The organism is Rhodanobacter glycinis, assembly GCF_006438785.1.
Taxonomy (GTDB): domain Bacteria; phylum Pseudomonadota; class Gammaproteobacteria; order Xanthomonadales; family Rhodanobacteraceae; genus Rhodanobacter; species Rhodanobacter glycinis_A.
Map to the genome: position 1 here is coordinate 276,871 of NZ_RCZB01000004.1, position 17,742 is coordinate 294,612.

Here is a 17,742-nt window from a genome sequence, read left to right on the forward strand (position 1 = left end):
GCTGCAAATGGATCGGAGGCTGGCGCTTTCGCCGCCGCTACCCTTGTATGACAATACGGCTACGTATCGTTGCCTTTCCAACTGGGGAAAAACCATGTCCGTCGCCCGCCAGCCGCGTTCCGCCGTGCTTGCCTTGTCGATCACGCTCGCTCTTGCTCTGCCGATTTCCGCTGTGCTGGCCCAGGAAGCGGCGACACCGGCCAAGCCGCAGGCAGCCAAGGTCTCCGAGTTGCAGACGGTGAACGTCACCGCCTCGAAGCGGGTGGAAAACATGCAGAAGGTGCCGATGGCGCTGACCGTGCTGACGCCGGACAAGCTGGAGGCGTTCGGTCAGGCCGGCGACGGCGTGCTGCAACTGGCCTCGCGTGCGCCCAGCGTGTATGCCGAGACCTCGTACGGGCGCATTTTCCCGCGCTTCTATATACGCGGCCTGGGCAACAGCGACTTCGATCTCAACGCCTCGCAGCCGGTGTCGATGGTGTACGACGACATCGTGCAGGAAAATCCCATCCTCAAAGGCTTCCCGCTGTTCGACCTGGAGCAGGTCGAAGTGCTGCGCGGCCCGCAGGGCACGCTGTTCGGGCGAAACTCGCCGGCGGGCGTGATCAAGTTCGAGTCGCGCAAGCCGAGCCAGGAAACCAGCGGCTACGCCCGCGTCTCGTACGGTTCGCTCGGCACCGCGAACGTCGAGGCCGCGCTCGGCGGCGCGATGGGCCAGCACTGGTCCGGCCGCGTCTCGGCGCTGGCGCAGCACCGCGACAACTGGATCGACAACACCTATACCGGCAAGAAGGATGCACTGGGCGGCTATAACGACCGCGCCGTGCGTCTGCAGGCGCTATACGAGAACGGCGGCTTCAACGCATTGATCAGCGCGCATGCGCGCTGGCTGGACGGCACCGCCGAGGTCAACCGCGCCAACGCGATCTCGTTGGGCGGCGATGTATTCGTGCCGGGCTTCGATCGCGACAAGGTGGCGCAGGACGGACTCAACAAGCAGCATCTGTTCGCCTGGGGCAGCAACCTGCACCTGAACTGGAACGTGGGTGATTACACGTTCACCTCGATCACCGGCCTGGAACGCGCCACCACCTACAGCCACGGCGACGTCGACGGCGGCTACGGCGCGAGTTTCCATCCGCCGATGGGCCCGGGCTTCATCCCGTTCCCGTCGGAGACCGCCGACGCGTTGCCGCACGATCGCCAGATCACCCAGGAATTCCGCCTCGCCAGCAACCAGCATGACAAGCTGAACTGGCAGGTCGGCACTTACTATTTCGACGAAGACATCGCGATCAGCAACTTCGACTACGCCACGTTCGACAACCACGCGCTGGACGGCTATGCCGTGCAGACACAGCGCACCAAGGCATGGGCGGTGTTCGGTTCGGCCAACTACCAGCTCGCCGACGATTTCGAACTGCGTGCCGGCGCGCGCTGGTCGCACGATTCGCGCGATTTCAAGGTGGATCGGCTGATGTCGCCGATCGGCGGCGGCCCGCTGCTGGCGACTGCGAGCCCGCACGACTCGCGCTGGAGCGGCGACCTCACCGGCACCTGGACGCTGAACCCGAACGTCAACGTCTACGCACGCATCGCCAACGGCTTCCGCGCGCCCAGCGTGCAGGGCCGCGTGCTGTTCGCCGACTTCATCTCGCAGGCGAAGCCGGAGACGATCACCAGCTACGAGCTGGGCGTCAAGACCACCGGCATGGACAACCACGTGCGCTTCAACGCGGACGTCTATACCTACAACATGCACAACCAGCAGCTCACCGCGGTGGGCGGCGACATCAACGTGACGCGCCTGCTGAATGCCAGCAAGACCCAGGGCTATGGTGCCGAGTTCGACCTGGAGGCGTACCTCACGCCGAACTTCGTGCTCACCGCCGGCGGCAGCTACAACCACACCGAGCTGAAGGACCCGAACCTGGCGGTGGCGGTCTGCGGTTCCGGTTGCACCATCCTCGATCCGCTCAATGCCAGCGGCAACGCGCTGGTCTACGGCAACACCCTGCCGAATGCGCCGCTGTGGATCGGCACGCTCACCGCGCGCTACGGCATTCCGTACGGCGACAGCGGCGAGTTCTTCGTCTATACCGACTGGAACTACCGCAGCGAGGTGAACTTCTTCCTGTACGACTCGGCCGAGTTCAAGGGCAAGCCGCTGCTCGAAGGCGGCCTGCGGCTTGGCTACAACTGGGACTATGGCCGCCGCGAGGTCGCCCTGTACGCCCGCAACCTCACCGACAAGCGGGCGATCACCGGTGCCATCGACTTCAACAACCGCACCGCCTTCGTCAACGATCCGCGCGTCGTCGGCGTGGAGTTTCGCGTCGAGCTGTAAGACTCTGTCGGCCCGCCGCGCCATCGCCTGGCGCGGTGAGGCAGAATCGTCTCTTTGCCCGCAAGCGAGCGCGATGTGGATCACCCTGGTCAGTCTGTCGAAACCCACCTGACGTTGACGATGGCCGATGGTCAGCCGCTGTTCCTGCGCGACTGGCCGTTGCCGCAGGCGCGCGGCGCGGTGTTGATCGTGCACGGGCTGGGCGAGCACAGCGGCCGCTATCAGCGGCTGGCGCAATGGTTCAACCAGCGCGGCTATGCGGTGCGCGGCTACGACCAGCGCGGTCACGGGCAGACGCCGGGCCAGCGCGGTGCGCTGCGCCATGGCGATGACCTGCTGGAGGATCTGGCCAGCGTCTACAACGACTACAGCAGCGGGCTGCCGCATGCACCGCTGTTGCTCGGCCACAGCATGGGCGGTCTGGTGGCGGCGCGCACCGTGCTGGATGGTCGCATCACGCCGCCGGCACTGCTGCTGTCGTCGCCGGCGCTGCGCAGCTGGGAATCGTTGTGGCTGATCAAACTCGCGCGGGTGCTGAGCCGCATCGCGCCGAATCTGCCGCTGCGCAACGGGCTGGATTCCGACAAGCTCTCGCATGACCCGAACGTGGCGGCCGGTTATCGCAGCGATTCGTTGCGGCATGGCTGGATCACGCCGCGGCTGGCCGACTTCATCTTCCGCAGTGGTGCGACCTGCATCGCCGATGCCGCGATGCTGGCTCAGCCCACGCTGTTGCTGGTCGCCGACAGCGACGAGTTGGTCGACCCGTCCGGCAGCCGCGCGTTCGCCAGGAAGGCCGCGCCGAGCGGGCAGCTGACCACGCGCTTCTTCTCCACGCTGTATCACGAACTGTTCAACGAAGCCGAGCCGGGACGCAGCCAGGTATTGATGCAGCTGGCGGACTGGCTGGGCCGGCAAGTGCGCGACTGAGCTTGCGCGCGAGGCATCGACGGCGCTGTCGCGGTGCCGCCCCGGCAGCGAAGCCGGCGCGCCAGATCGGCGCCACCAAGTCGCCATGAATTCCGGCGATACTCTGATGCAAACCTAGGGAGAGGTCACATGTCAGGTCGATCGTTCGAGTGCTTTTCGCGCCGCGCATGGCCGCGCGCGCTGTTTCCGTTGCTGCTCGGCCTGCTGCTGGCGGCCTGCAGCGGCAGCCACGACAGCGGCAAGCCGGCGCTGCAGGGCGCACCCGCCAGCAGTGCGTCGACGCAGCCGGCGTCGGCAAACGGGAAGAGCGCATTCGCGCTGGTCTCGGCCAGTTCGGAAACCAGCGACTCGCGCACCGCGCTGACCTTGCGCTTCAACGCCACGCTGGCCTCGGCGCAGGCGTTCGACACGCTGATCGCGGTCACCGGCCCGAACGGTGAAGTGGTCAGTGGCAGCTGGAGCCTCAAGGACGACGGCAAGACCCTGAGCTTTCCGTTCGTGCAGTCCAATACCCACTATGCGGTGCAGCTGCAGGCCGGCGTGCTGGCCGCGGACGGTCGCACACTGGGCCACGAGGTGAAGCACGACGTGTATTCCGGCAACCTGCCGGCGGCGATCGGGTTTGCCTCGCATGGCAGCGTGCTGCCCGCGCGTGGCACCCGCGGCCTGCCGCTGGTGTCGATGAACATCCACGATGCCGACGTGGAGTTTTTCCGCGTGCGCGACAACGCGTTGTCGGACCTGTTCTGCGCCTATCCGCGCAACGGCCATCGCGACAACTACGAGCTGGACCATGACGTCAACGACTACAACGACTGCGGCGAAGGCGACGCCCGCCGCAGCCGGATACCGCTGACCCAGCTGGCCGATTCGGTCTACGCCAACCACTACACGCTGGGCGGCGAACCCAACGAGCGCACGGTGACCTACCTGCCGGTGCAGGACGTCCAGCAGCTGTCCGAACCGGGTGTGTACGTGGCCGTGGTCAAGGCCGGCGGCACGTTCAAGGACGGCTACGACACCGCCACGTTCTTCGTCAGCGACCTCGGCCTGCACCTGCGCGTGTATCGCGACAACGTGCTGCTGCATGTCGCCTCGCTGCGCGATGGCTCGCCGGTCAACGCGGTGAACGTCGAGATCCGCGACGAGCAGGGCCGCAGCAAGCTCAAGGCCACCACCGGTGCGGACGGCAACGCGCTGATCGCGTACAAGATCAAGTCCGCCGACGTGCTGATCGCGCGGCACGGCAAGGACGTCTCGGTGCTGCCGTTCAACCGGCCGGCGCTGGATGTTTCCAACTTCGACATCAGCGGTCGCAGGCAGGCGCCGTTCGAGGTGTACGCCTGGTCCGGCCGCGATTTGTATCGCCCCGGCGAAACGCTGCGCGCCTCGGCGCTGTTGCGTGATTACGACGGCAAGCCGATGAAGGCGCAGTCGCTGTTCGTGCGGGTCAAGCAGCCGGATGGCCGCACCCTGGTGGAGAAGCAGCTGCAGCCGCAACAGCTTAATTATTTCGAGCTGGCCCAGGCCATTCCGGCCGATGCGCCGACCGGGTTGTGGCAGCTGGAATTCCGCCTCGATCCAGCCAGCAAGGACACCGTGCAGGCGTTCCCGTTCCACGTCGAGGAGTTCCTGCCGGAGCGGTTGAAGGTGGAACTGTCCAGCCCGCAGCAGCGGCTCGCACCGGACGAATCGTTGAAGCTCAAGGTAGCCTCCAGCTATCTGTACGGCGCGCCAGCCGACGGCAACCGCTTCACCGCGAAGTTGCTGGTGGCGCCCGAAGTGCATCCGCTGGCCAAGCTGGCGGATACGTTCTTCGGCGACCCTACGATCGAGCTGCCGAAGAGCGCCGACGACGTGGTCGATGCCAAGCTCGATGCGCAGGGAACGCTGGAACAGGACGTGGCGCTGCCCGACGACGTCAAGCCGGTGGCACCGCTGGCGGTGACGCTTTCCGGCAGCGTGTACGAGAGCGGTGGCCGCGCGGTCACCCGGTTGCTCAAGCGCACCTACTGGCCGGCGGACACGCTGGCCGGCGTGCGCCCGTTGTTTGATCCGAAACAAGGTGCCGAAAGCGAGAGTCCGGTCGGCTTCGAGATCGTGCGCGCCAATGCCGATGGCCAGCTGGTCGCCGGTGCGCATCCGAAGGTGCGCCTGCAGCGCGAGCTGCGCGATTTCTACTGGCTGTACGAGCGCAATGGCGGCTGGCAGTCGAACGCCAACCAGCGGCTGCAGCTGATCGAGGAGAAAGACATCGACGTGGCGGCGGGCAAGTCGACCCACGTCGAGTTTCCGGTGCAGTGGGGCAGCTATCGGGTCGAGGTCTATGACCCGGCGACCAAACTGACCACGGTGTTTCCGTTCTTCGCCGGTTACAGCTGGGACGACGAGAACCTGGGCAAGGAAGCGCGTCCGGACAAGGTCAAGCTGGCACTGGACAAGGCGCGCTACCGCGCCGGCGACATCATGAAGGTCACCGTGACGCCGCCGCACGACGGCCCCGGCGTGCTGCTGGTCGAATCGGATCATCTGCTCTACACGAAGAACATCGAAGCGAAGGCCGGCGCCACCTTCGAGATCCCGGTGACCAAGGATTGGGAACGGCACGATGTGTACGTGGAGGCGATGGTGTTTCGCGGTGGCGAAGCCAGCGAACACACCACGCCGGCGCGCGCGATGGGCATCGAATACGTGGCGATGGATCGCAACGATCGGCGCATTCCGCTCAAGCTCGCTGCGCCGGCGCTGATGCGTCCGGGCAATCCGCTCGAGGTCAGCGTGCAGGCCAGCGGGCTGGCCGGCCAGCAGGCGTTCGTCACGCTGTCGGCGGTCGACCAGGGCGTGCTCAACATCACCGACTATCCGGTGCCGGACGCGTGGGCGTGGATGTTCGCCAGGCGCGCGCTCGGCGTCGATGCGTACGATCTCTACAGCCGCATCATCGAGGCGATGGACGGTGAGCAGGCCCGTTTGCGCTACGGCGGCGACATGAGTGCCGCGGCGCTGCCCAAGGCCACCCGGCTCAATCCGAAGGTGCAGATCGTCGACCTGTTCGCCGGGCCGGTCGCGTTCGACGCGCAGGGCAAGGCCAGCGTGCATGTCGACGTGCCCGACTTCAACGGCAGCCTGCGCCTGGCCGCACTGGCCTGGACCGACAACCGCTTCGGCAATGCCGATGGCGCGGTCACCGTGCGCGCGCCGCTGGTGGTGGAGCCGAGTACGCCGCGGGTGATGGCGGCGGGCGACAAGGCGGTGATCAGCCTGGATCTGAAAAACCTGTCCGGCAAGGACGGCACCGCCAGGGTCAGTGTCAAGGGTGGTGGCCCGATCAGCATCGACCAGGCCAGTCTCAGCGTGGCGCTGAAGGACGGCGCCGGCACCACGCTCAGCATGCCGGTCACCGCCGGCGCCGGCGCGGCCGTGGCCACGGTCGACATCCACGCCGAACTCAGCGGCGGCGGCGCCGATAGCTACAAGGTCGACCGCCACTTCGAGTTCGCGGTGCGCCCGGCGTGGCCGGAAACCGTCACCACCACGCCGCTGGCACTGGAAGCGGGCAAGCCCGAGCACTTCGGCGCCGCCGCGGTGGCCGGCCTGCTGCCGGCCACGGTGCGCGCGCAGGTCACCCTCAGCACGCTGCCGCCGCTGCCGTATGCCGCCGCGCTACGCGACATCCTGCGCTATCCGTATGGCTGCATCGAGCAGACCACCAGCAAGGGTTACGCCGCGCTGATTCTGGACGGCCAGACGGCCAAAGCGTTGGGCGCCGAGGTGATGAGCGATGAGGCGCGCAAGTCCGCGGTGGACGGCGCGCTGGCACGGATCGCGTCGTTCCAGGCCAGCAACGGCCACTTCAGTTTCTGGGGCGGCACCAGTCCGATCGAGACGTTCACCACGCCATACGTGGTCGACTTCATGCTCGACGCGCGCGACGCCGGTTTCGCGGTGCCGCAGGAGGTGCTGCAGAAATCGCTGCAGCGGCTCAACGACGACCTGCTCGCCGGCGGCCACCCGTACTACGGCTACGAGCATCACGACCACCTGCGGATCGCCGACGAGGCCTACTCCGGCTTCGTGCTGGCACGGGTCAACCGTGCGCCGCTGGGCACGCTGCGCGCGATCTTCGACAACGACCGCAGCAAGCTGGTCGGCCCGCTGCCGCTGGTGCACCTGGGCATCGCGCTGAAGCTGATGGGCGACAACGATCGCGCACAGAAGGCGATCGCCGAGGCGTTTGCGTGGAGCAAGGAGCGGCCGTGGTACATCGGCGATTACGGTTCGGACCTGCGCGACCTCGCCCTGATGGTGGCGCTCACCCACACCTACGGCATGAACAAGCCGGAGTACGACACCCGGCTGGTCGACTGGGCCCGCAACGCCACGGCCAACGTGCGCCAGCGGCAGAAGGACATGGCCGACTATCGCTGGTCGTGGTCGTACCTCAGCACGCAGGAGCAGGCGGCGATCGCCCGCGTGGCGCGCGCGTTCGATGCGAAGAGCAACGCCCCGCTGGCTGCCTCGATCACCGTGAACGGCAAGACCGAGTCGGCGCCGGATCAACGTGTATGGAGTCGCGAGCTCAGCGTGGCCGAGCTCAACGCGGGTGTCACCGTACAGCCGACCAGCGCGGCGGCGATCTTCGCCACCCTCGACGTGGCCGGCATTCCGCAGAAGGCGCCGGCGGCCGACCCCAGCCAGATCGATGTGCGGCGCAGCTACTTCACCACCGACGGCAAGCCGTGGACCGGCGACAAGTTGAAGGAAGGCGACACGCTGATCGTCGAGTTGAGCATCGAGGCGCGCATGGATATCCGCGATGCGCTGGTCACCGACCTGCTGCCGGGCGGACTGGAAGTGGAGAACCTCAACCTCGGTGGCGCCCAGCAGTGGTCGGGCGTGGTGATCGACGGCATCGATCTCGACCAGCATGCCGCGGCGGCGGAAATCCAGCACGAGGAATACCGCGATGACCGCTACGCCGCCGCGCTCAACCTGAGCCGCGGCAGCGAGGCCCACGTGTTCTACCTGGTGCGCGCGGTGACGCCGGGCACCTACACCGTGCCGCCACCGCTGGTGGAAGATATGTACCGGCCGGCCGTGCGGGGCATCGGTAACGTCACGCCGGCGAAAATCACCGTGGTCGAGCCGTAGTCCGGGGCCTTGCTCCTTTCCGCTGCGCAGGGGAAGGAGCAAGGCCGCCCTGCCGGGCACCCATGTCGAGCCCGATCGGACCATGACTGTGAACACTCCCGCCATGCCGCCCACCGTCACACGCCGCTCTCGCGTGCGTCGCTGCCTGCTCGCCGCCCTGATCGGCTTCGGTCTGCTGCTGCTCGTCGCCTTCGCGCTCGACCGCCTGTTCCCGCTGCACCTGCCCGCGCCCGACACCGGCAGCACGGTGGTGCTGGCGGGCGACGGCACGCCGCTGCGCGCATTCGCCGACAGCGACGGCGTGTGGCGTTACCCGACCACCGCGAAATGGGTATCGCCGCTGTATCTCACGGCGCTGCTGAATTACGAGGACCGCTGGTTTTACCGCCACCCGGGCATCAACCCGTATGCGCTGGTGCGTGGCTTCGCCGGCGGATTGCGGCACGGACATATCGTGTCCGGTGGTTCGACGCTGACCATGCAGGTGGCGCGGATCATCGAACCCGGCTCTCATTGGTTCCGCCCGCACACGTTCCGCGGCAAGCTGGTGCAGATGTTCCGCGCGCTGCAACTGGAAGCGCATCTGGACAAGCCGCAGATCCTCGACCTGTATCTCAATCACGCGCCGTTCGGCGGCCCGATCGAGGGCGTCGAAGCCGCGTCGTGGGCGTACCTGGGCAAACCCGCCAGCCAGCTGTCGCGCGCCGAGGCCGCGCTGCTCACGGTGCTGCCGCAGGCACCGAGCCGGTTGCGGCCGGATCGTCACCCCGAGGCCGCGCGCGCGGCGCGCGACAAGGTGCTTGGACGCATGCGCGATCTGCGCGTGTGGAGTGCGAGCCAGGTGCGCGATGCGGCGATCGAGCCGGTGGTGGCGCGTTCGCTGCGCGCCCCGCTGTCGGCCGCGCTGCTGGCCGAGCGGCTGCATCAGGAGCAACCGCAGGCACGGCGCATCACCAGCACGATCGACGCGGATCTGCAGCGCGCCGCCGAGGAGCGCGTCAGCGCCTATCTGTCGCGACTGCCGGCACGCACCTCGGCGGCGCTGCTGGTGGTCGACAACGCCACGCTGGAGGCGCGCATCTACGTTGGCACCGCCGAGTTCGCCGATCCGGTGCGGCTCGGTCATGTCGACATGGTGCGCGCGCCGCGTTCGCCTGGCTCCACGCTGAAGCCGTTCCTGTATGGCCTCGCGCTGGACGATGGACTGATCAACTCGCAGAGCCTGCTGGTCGATGCGCCGCAGGATTTCGGCGGCTACAAGCCGGGCAATTTCGACGAGGCGTTCAGCGGCCCGGTCAGCGTGGTCGAGGCGCTGCAGCGTTCGCTCAACGTGCCGGCGGTCGACATGCTCGACCGGGTCGGGCCGACCCGTTTCGTGGCACGACTGGCCAACGGCGGCATCGACCTGGGCCTGCCCGACGGCGCCAGGCCGAACCTGTCGATCATCCTGGGCGGCGCGTCCACCCGGCTGGAAAACCTGGTCGGTGCGTACACCGCGTTCGCCAACGGTGGCATCGCCGGCACGCCGCGCTACACACTGACACAGGCGGCGCAGCCGCGGCGGCTGCTGTCGCCGGGCGCGGCGTGGATCATCCGCGACATCCTTGCCAGCAACCCGGCCGACGTCGAAGGCGGCCCGCTGGCCGGTGCCATTAACCGCCACGGTGCGGTGGCCTGGAAGACCGGCACCAGCTACGGCTACCGCGATGCGTGGGCGATCGGCGTCACCGATCGCTGGACCATCGGTGTGTGGATCGGCCGTCCGGACGGCACGCCGTCACCCGGCCAGTACGGCGCGGTGACGGCGCTGCCGCTGCTGTTCCAGATCGACGACATGCTGCCCTCGCGTGGCGGACGTGCGCATGCCGCGCAGCCGGCCAGCGTGCGTGCGACCGACATCTGCTGGCCGCTTGGTGGCGCAGCCGATCTCACCGCAACGGGTCAGTGTCGCCAGCGCCGCACGGCGTGGGTGCTGGATGGCGCGATGCCGCCCACGTTTGCCGAACGCGACCTTGGCGCGTGGACGTCCGGGCTGGTCGGCCTGCGCGTCAACGATAAGGGCCAGCGCCTCAGCGGCGCCTGCCACGCCCGGCATGAGCGCGCGCTGCAAATCGCGCGCTGGCCGGCGCTAGCCACGCCATGGTTGAGCATCGACGATCGCCTCCATTCGGCGCTGCCGCCACTCGCCCCTGGCTGTTCCGCCGACTCGCTCGACGTCGCCAGCCCGATCCGCATTGCCGGCCTGAGCGACGGCGTCACCCTGCGCGAGGCACCGTACAGCGACCAGCCGTTGCGCGTCACGCTGCGTGCGCTCGGCGCGCAGGGCAGCGTGCAGTGGCTGCTCAACGGTCGCCTGCAAGGCAGCAGCGAAGGCGCCGCGCCGCTGCCGCTCACCCTGGCGCAAGCGGGCGATTACCGGGTGACCGCACTCACCGGCGACGGCGCGTTCGCCACCATCACACTGCATGTGGTCAGCTCGCGCCCATGAGCGTGACGCAACGGGTGAATGCACCGAGCCAGAGAAGACCGCAATGGCGCGCCTTGCGGCGCATCCTTAAGAAAGAACTAAGCGGGCGGAAGCCAGAATGGGCCATGCCTTCCGCTTCCCACCCTCGATGCGTCGCCGCTGCGACGCCACGCCGTCCGCCTGTTTCACGCGGCGTCGCCGCGTGGCCGGCGCTGGCCGTCGCCGCCGCGCTCGCGTTGTCCGGCTGCGCCACCTATGCGCCGTCGCCGCTGGGTCGCGGGGAGGGCGCGGCCAGCGTGGCGCAACTGGTCGCGCCGACCGCCGACATGCCGATGCCGACGCTGGCCACGCATCGCCTCGATCCCACCGATGGGCTGGATGTGACCGAAGTGGCGATGCTGACGCTGGCCAACAGTCCGGCATTGAAACTCAAGCGTGATGCACTGGGCGTGGCCAGCGCGCAGGCATTCGCCGCCGGCCTGCTGCCCGATCCGCAACTGAGCCTGGGCGAGGATTTCCCCCGCCATTCCGGCGGCGGCCTGACCACCGCCTACAGCCTCGGCCTCAGCGAGGACATCACGGCGTTGCTGACGCGCTCGTCGCGCAGGGCAGTGGCGCGCAGCCAGGCCGCGCAGGTGAATCTCGATCTGCTGTGGGCCGAGTGGCAGTCCGTGGCGCAGGCGCGGCTGCTGTTCGATCAGGTGCTGAGCCTGCGTGCGCAGCAGAACTTGCTGGACACCGAACAGGCGGCGCTGGCGCCGGTCGGCCAATACATCGACGCGGCCTTGCGCGCGGGCAACCTCACCTATGACAGCGCCAGCGCCGGCCTGAACGCCGGCGCGGACGTGCACAAACGACTGGCCGACAACGCCATCGCCCTGCATCAGGCCGATAGCGATCTGCATGTGCTGCTGGGCCTGGCACCGACGGCGCCGCTCGATCTGGTCGGCGTGCCATATCAAATTGCGCCGACACCGGCGCAGCTGCAGCAGGCGCTGATCGACCTGCCGGCGCGGCGGCCGGACCTGCTCGCGCTGCAGGCCGGCTATCAGTCGCAGGAAGCGAAACTGCGCGCCGCCGTGCGGGCGCAGTTCCCCGCGCTGACCATCGGCTTCAACACCGCGCGCGATACCAGCGCCGTCTACAGCAACGGGTTCAACATCGGCATCACGCTGCCGCTATTCGATCGCAACCGCGGCAATATCGCGATCGAGCAGGCGACCCGCCAGCAACTCAGGGACGACTACGCCGCGCGCCTGCTGGGTACGCGCAGCGACATGCAGCGCTTGCTGGCCGATCTGGACACGCTGCAACGCCAGCGCACCGCGCTGATCGCGCATGTCGCGCAACTGGACGATGCGCGCCGCGCCGCCGAGCAGGCGTGGCAGCGGAATCTGCTGGATTGGCCGACATATCTGGCGATACGCGGCAACGCACTCAGCGCCGATCTCGATCTGCTGGCCGTGCAGCAGCAACAGGCCACGCAGGCCATTGCGCTGCAGGCACTGCTTGGCAACACCGATCTGGTGGTTGCCCACCCCGCCCCTGCCGAAGTGTCCACGCCATGAGTCATTCGTCTTTTTTGCCGAGCCTGTGCGGACTGTTGCTGCTGGGTGTGCTGGCCGGCTGCAGTCACGCCGCACCGGATGCGGAAGACGCCGCCGGCCCCAGCGGCCAGGTTGCCGTGACCACGACCATGCCGGTGCAGCAGACCTTTCACGACACCGTCGAAGCATGGGGCAGCGCCGTGGGCGATCCTCGCCGCGCGCGCGCGATCAGTCTCGCGCATGCCGGCCAGGTGGTGGCGGTGAACGTGGCGGCCGGGCAGACCGTCAAGCGCGGCCAGCCGGTGCTGACGATCGCTGCCGATGCCGCCGCGCGCAGTGCCTGGCAGCAGGCGCAGAGCGCACTGACTCTGGCGACTGGCGAACTCGGGCGCACCGAGCAGCTGGCCACGCAGCGGCTGGCCACGCAATCGCAGCTGGCCAGCGCGCGCAAGGCGCTCGCCGACGCGCAAGCGGCGCTCGAGGCGCAGCGCACGCTGGGTGGCAGTGCGCCGGAAGAAACCGTCAATGCACCGGCCGACGGCGTGGTCACCTCGCTCGACGTGAGCCTGGGCGAGCGCTTCGCCGCGAACGCGCCGCTGCTGGGCTTTACCCCTGCGCAGGCGCTGGTCGCCCAACTCGGCGTGCAACCGGAGGCGGGGGCCAGCCTGCGCCCGGGCATGCCGGTGCAACTGCACAGCGTCTACGGCGCGGCAACCGCTTTTGTCGGCACGCTGCGCATGATCGGCCAGGCGGTCGATCCGCAAACCCATCTGTTGAGTGCGCAGGTCGAGCTGCCGGCCGAGGCCGGCGCGACGCTGGTGGCGGGTGCGGCGCTGCAGGCGCAGATCCGCACCGCCGATTTCACCGCATGGGCGGTGCCACGTGCGGCCGTGCTGCATGACGAGAAGGGCGATTACCTGTTCCAGCTCAGGCAGGGCCATGCGAAACGCATCGAGGTGAAACTGCGCAGCCCCGATGGCGACACCCTCGGCGTCCAGGGCGCGCTCGATGCGCGGGTGCCGGTGATCGTGCTGGGCGTGTACGAGCTCAATGATGGCGACGCGGTGCAGGCGCAGCGTGCCGCACCTGCGGCGTCGACGTCGACGTCCGCCGCGCGCGGTACGCCGCGGTGAGCGTCACCGAATGGATGCAGGGGCATCGCCGGTCGCTGCTGTTCCTCATCCTGATGTTGACCATCGGCGGCATTGCCAGCGCGTTGTTCATGCCGGTGGCGCTGTTTCCCAACGTGGCGTTTCCACGCGTGCAGCTGACGCTGGATGCGGGCGATCGGCCGGCCGACCAGATGGCAGTCGAGGTGACCACGCCGGTGGAGGCGGCGGTGCGTCGGGTGCGTGGCGTGCGCGACGTGCGCTCGACCACCAGCCGCGGCAGTGCCGATGTCGCGATCACGTTCGACTGGGGCGCGGACATGGCCGCAGCGCTGCAGGAGGTCAACGCAGCGGCCGGGCAGATCCTGCCGCAGCTGCCACCGGGCACCCAGCTCAGCACCCGCCGGATGGACCCGACCACCTTCCCGGTACTGGCCTACAGCCTGCGTTCGCACACGCTGTCGCCCGGTGCGCTGCGGGATCTGGCGCAGTACCAGCTGCGTCCGTTGCTGAGCGGCATCAATGGCGTCGCCCATGTCGACGTGCAGGGCGGTGAGGTCGCCGAGTTCCATGCCGATGTCGACCCCGGCCGGCTGCGCGCGCTGAACCTGAGCCTGGACGACGTCACCAAGGCCGTCACCCAGGCCGCCACGATCCAGGCGATGGGCCGCGTGTCGGACCACTACAAGCTGTACCTCTTGCTGGCCGACAACCAGCCGACCACGGTCGCCGCGCTGCGTGACATCGTGGTGCGCGCGAGCCCCGCTGGCGTGGTGCATCTGAGCGATGTGGCCGCGGTCAGTCTCGATCACGTGCCGCAATGGGTCCGGGTCAATGCGGACGGCCAGAACGCGGTGCTGCTGCAGGTGTATCAGCAGCCCGACGGCAACAGCGTGCAGATCGCCGGCGACGTGAAGCAGCGGCTGGCCGACTACGCGCCACAGATGCCCGCCGGCGTGCGCATCGCCAACTGGTACGACCAGACCCAGCTGGTGACCGGCGCCGCCAGCAGCGTGCGCGATGCGATCCTGATCGGCATCGTGCTGGCCGGGCTGGTGTTGTTCGTGTTCCTGCGCAACACGCGGGTGATCCTGGTGGCGATGATCGTGGTGCCGGCGGTGCTGGCGATCACCGTGCTGCTGCTGTCCGTGCTGGGCATGAGCTTCAACATGATGACGCTGGGCGGCATGGCCGCCGCCGTCGGGTTGATCATCGACGACGTGATCGTGATGCTCGAACACATCATGCGCCGGCTGCATCAGGGCGAAGGCGCGATGCACGAACGCATCGCCGGCGCGGCGCGCGAGTTCACCCGCCCGCTGAGCGGATCGAGCGCCGCCACCGTGGTGATCTTCCTGCCGCTGGCGTTCCTGTCCGGCGTCACCGGTGCGTTTTTCAAGGCGTTGTCGCTGACCATGGCCAGCGCGCTGATCATCTCCTGGCTGCTGACCTGGATCGCGGTACCGCTATTGGCCGAACGTTTCCTCGACGCGGACCATACGGTCGAGCGGCCGCAGGGTCGTTTCACCCGCGCGATGATGGAGCGCTATCAAGGCGTGCTGCAGCGCTGGCTGCATCGGCCGTTGCTGGTGCTGCTGCTGGTAGTGCCGCTGCTCATGCTGGGCGGCGTGGCGTATACGCGGGTGGGCACCGGCTTCATGCCGAAGATGGACGAGGGCGGCTTCATCCTCGACTACCTGTCCAGCCCTGGCACCTCGCTGCAGGAAACCGATCGGCTGCTCAACCAGGTCGAGGCGATCATTCGCGCCAACCCTTCTGTCGACACTTACTCGCGGCGCACCGGCCTGCAGCTCGGCGGCGGTCTCACCGAGGCGAACCAGGGCGACTTCTTCGTGCGCCTGAAAAGCGGCGCGCGGCCTTCGACCGAAGAGGTGATGACGCAGGTGCGCACCGAGGTCGAACAGAAGGTGCCCGGGCTGGACATCGAGCTGTCGCAGCTGATGGAGGATCTGATCGGCGACCTGGTGGCAGTGCCGCAGCCGATCGAGATCCAGCTTTACAGCGACGACGCCGGCCAGCTCGACGCCACCGCCGGCAAGGTGGCCGCCGCGATCGGCAAGATCACCGGCGTGGTTGGCGTACGCAACGGCATCAACCCGGCCGGCGACGCGCTGACCGTGCAGGTGGATCCGGCCAGGGCCGCGCTCGAAGGGCTCGACCCGGTCAGCGTCACCGACCAGGTCGCGGCGGCGATCGACGGCACCGTGGCCGCGCAGCTGCCTGTAGGCAGCAAGGTGGTCGGCGTGCGCGTGCGCTTGCCGGAGCATGCCCATCAGCGGCTGGAACAGATCGCCGCGCTGCCGATCCGTGCCGCCGATGGCCATCTGTTTCCGCTGTCGCGGGTGGCCACGCTGAAGCAGGTGCAGGGCCAGCCGGAGATCACCCGCGACAATCTCAAGCGGATGGTCGCGGTCACCGGCCTGATCAGCGGGCGCAGCCTCGGCGCCACCATCGTCGACGTCAAGAAGGTGCTGGCCCAACCCGGCTTGCTGCCCAAGGGCATGTTCTTCCAGCTCGGCGGGCTCTATCAGCAACAGCAGCAGGCCTTTCGCGGACTGACCATCGTGATGCTGGCGGCGATCGCGCTGGTGTTCACCCTGCTGCTGTTTCTGTACGAGAGTTTCCGCGTCGCGCTGACCATTCTGGCGATGCCGCTGCTGGCGATTCCGGCGGTGTTTGCGGGGCTGTGGCTGACCGGTATCGAGCTGAACATCTCGGCGATGATGGGCATGACGATGATTGTCGGCATCGTCACCGAGGTGGCGATCTTCTACTTCTCCGAATTGCAGGATGCGGAGCAGCAAGACATGGCGCTGCACGACGCGTTGCATGAAGCCGGGCAGCACCGCACGCGGCCGATCCTGATGTCCACGCTGGCGGCGATCCTCACCTTGCTGCCGCTGGCGCTGGCATTGGGCCAGGGCTCGCAGATGCAGCAGCCGCTGGCAGTGGCGATCATCTCGGGCATGCTGGTGCAGCTGCCGCTGGTGTTGCTGGTGATGCCGGTGCTGTATTCGCTGCTGCGCCGCCGCGATGCCAAGCCGACGGTCGGCTAAGCCGGACATAAGCCAGCGGTCACATGCTGGACCGGTCACGCCTGCCATCCTCCCTCACGTCAAAGGTGTCGCCATGCAACGATGGTTTCGCAATCTGCTGCCGTTCTCGCTGCTGTTGTTCGCCGGCCTGCCGCAGGGCGCCGCGGCCGCTGCGCCACCCGCGAATCTACAGGTGCTGTCGCACCTGCCGCTGGGTGGTGCGGGTGGCTGGGATTACCTGAGTTTCGACGCGCCACACCGCCACCTTTTCGTCAGCCGCGGCGATCGCGTGCTGGTGATCGACGTCGACGCGAACAAGCAGGTCGGCACCATCGCCGGCACCGCCGGCGTGCACGGCATCGCGCTCGCGCCAGACCTGCACCGTGGCTTCACCAGCAACGGCAAGAGCGCGTCGGTGACGGTGTTCGATCTGGACTCGCTGAAAACCGTCGCCACGATCGCGGGCACGGGCCAGAACCCCGACGCGATCCTGTACGACGGCGTCTCTCACCACGTGCTGACCTTCAACGGACGCGGCGCCAGCGCCAGCGTGATCGACCCGGCGAAGCATGCGGTGATCGCCACCATCGCCTTGCCGGGCAAGCCGGAGTTCGCGGTGGCCGATGGCGCCGGCCATGTGTATGTGAACATCGAGGACAAGTCCGAACTGGTGCAGCTTGATTCGCTGCACGACAAAGTGCTCAACGTGTGGCCGCTGGCACCGTGCGAATCACCCAGCGGCCTGGCCATCGATACCGCGCATCATCGGCTGTTCTCGGTATGCGACAACCGCACGATGGCGATCACCGATGCCACGAGCGGTCATCAGGTGGCCACCGTCGCGATCGGCGATGGCCCGGACGGGGTGGTGTTCGATGCGGCGGAAGCGATGGTCTACAGCTCCAATGGCGAGAGCGGCACGATCACCGCGGTGCACGAGGACGACCCGGATCATTTCACGGTGACGGCAACCATCCCGACCCAGGCCAGCGCGCGCACGCTGGCGCTCGACCCGAAGCTGCATCGGCTGTATCTCTCTGCCGCGCGCCTGGGCGTCGCCAAACAGGCCAATGGCCGCCCGACGATCGAGCCGGACAGCTTCAGCATCCTCACCGTCGGCCGGCACTGAGTCGAG

At 67.9% G+C, this 17,742-nt stretch carries 8 protein-coding genes; all 8 read left to right on the plus strand.

What is annotated here, in order from left to right:
• Positions 1-94: 94 nt before the first annotated feature.
• The 8 genes from EAH75_RS15145 (at position 95) to EAH75_RS15180 (ending at position 17,736) form a co-directional block, all read left to right on the plus strand.
• Positions 95-2,347: a TonB-dependent receptor gene (locus EAH75_RS15145; RefSeq protein ID WP_140651877.1), complete on the plus strand. Its 2,253-nt coding sequence runs from the start codon at positions 95-97 to the stop codon at positions 2,345-2,347.
• Between the two features lie 120 nt (positions 2,348-2,467).
• Positions 2,468-3,277, plus strand: a complete 810-nt coding sequence (locus tag EAH75_RS15150; RefSeq protein WP_140651988.1) for an alpha/beta hydrolase — start codon at positions 2,468-2,470, stop codon at positions 3,275-3,277.
• A gap of 129 nt (positions 3,278-3,406) precedes the next feature.
• A complete protein-coding gene (locus tag EAH75_RS15155; RefSeq protein WP_140806036.1) occupies positions 3,407-8,428 on the plus strand; it encodes an alpha-2-macroglobulin family protein in 5,022 nt (1,673 codons plus the stop codon).
• Between the two features lie 82 nt (positions 8,429-8,510).
• Positions 8,511-10,916: a penicillin-binding protein 1C gene (gene pbpC / locus EAH75_RS15160; RefSeq protein ID WP_140651882.1), complete on the plus strand. Its 2,406-nt coding sequence runs from the start codon at positions 8,511-8,513 to the stop codon at positions 10,914-10,916.
• A gap of 104 nt (positions 10,917-11,020) precedes the next feature.
• The gene (locus tag EAH75_RS15165) at positions 11,021-12,463 is read left to right on the plus strand and encodes a TolC family protein (RefSeq protein WP_140651884.1); all 1,443 of its coding nucleotides are present in this window, start codon (positions 11,021-11,023) and stop codon (positions 12,461-12,463) included.
• Complete coding sequence (locus EAH75_RS15170; RefSeq protein WP_140651886.1) at positions 12,460-13,575, plus strand: efflux RND transporter periplasmic adaptor subunit; 1,116 nt, start codon at positions 12,460-12,462, stop codon at positions 13,573-13,575. The genes EAH75_RS15165 and EAH75_RS15170 overlap by 4 nt, the downstream gene beginning before the upstream one ends.
• Positions 13,572-16,628, plus strand: coding sequence for an efflux RND transporter permease subunit (locus tag EAH75_RS15175; protein ID WP_140651888.1), 3,057 nt, complete (start codon positions 13,572-13,574; stop codon positions 16,626-16,628). The genes EAH75_RS15170 and EAH75_RS15175 overlap by 4 nt, the downstream gene beginning before the upstream one ends.
• A 73-nt stretch (positions 16,629-16,701) precedes the next feature.
• Entirely contained in the window at positions 16,702-17,736 is a 1,035-nt protein-coding gene (locus EAH75_RS15180; protein ID WP_140651890.1) for a YncE family protein, read from the plus strand.
• The last annotated feature ends 6 nt before the right edge of the window (positions 17,737-17,742 follow it).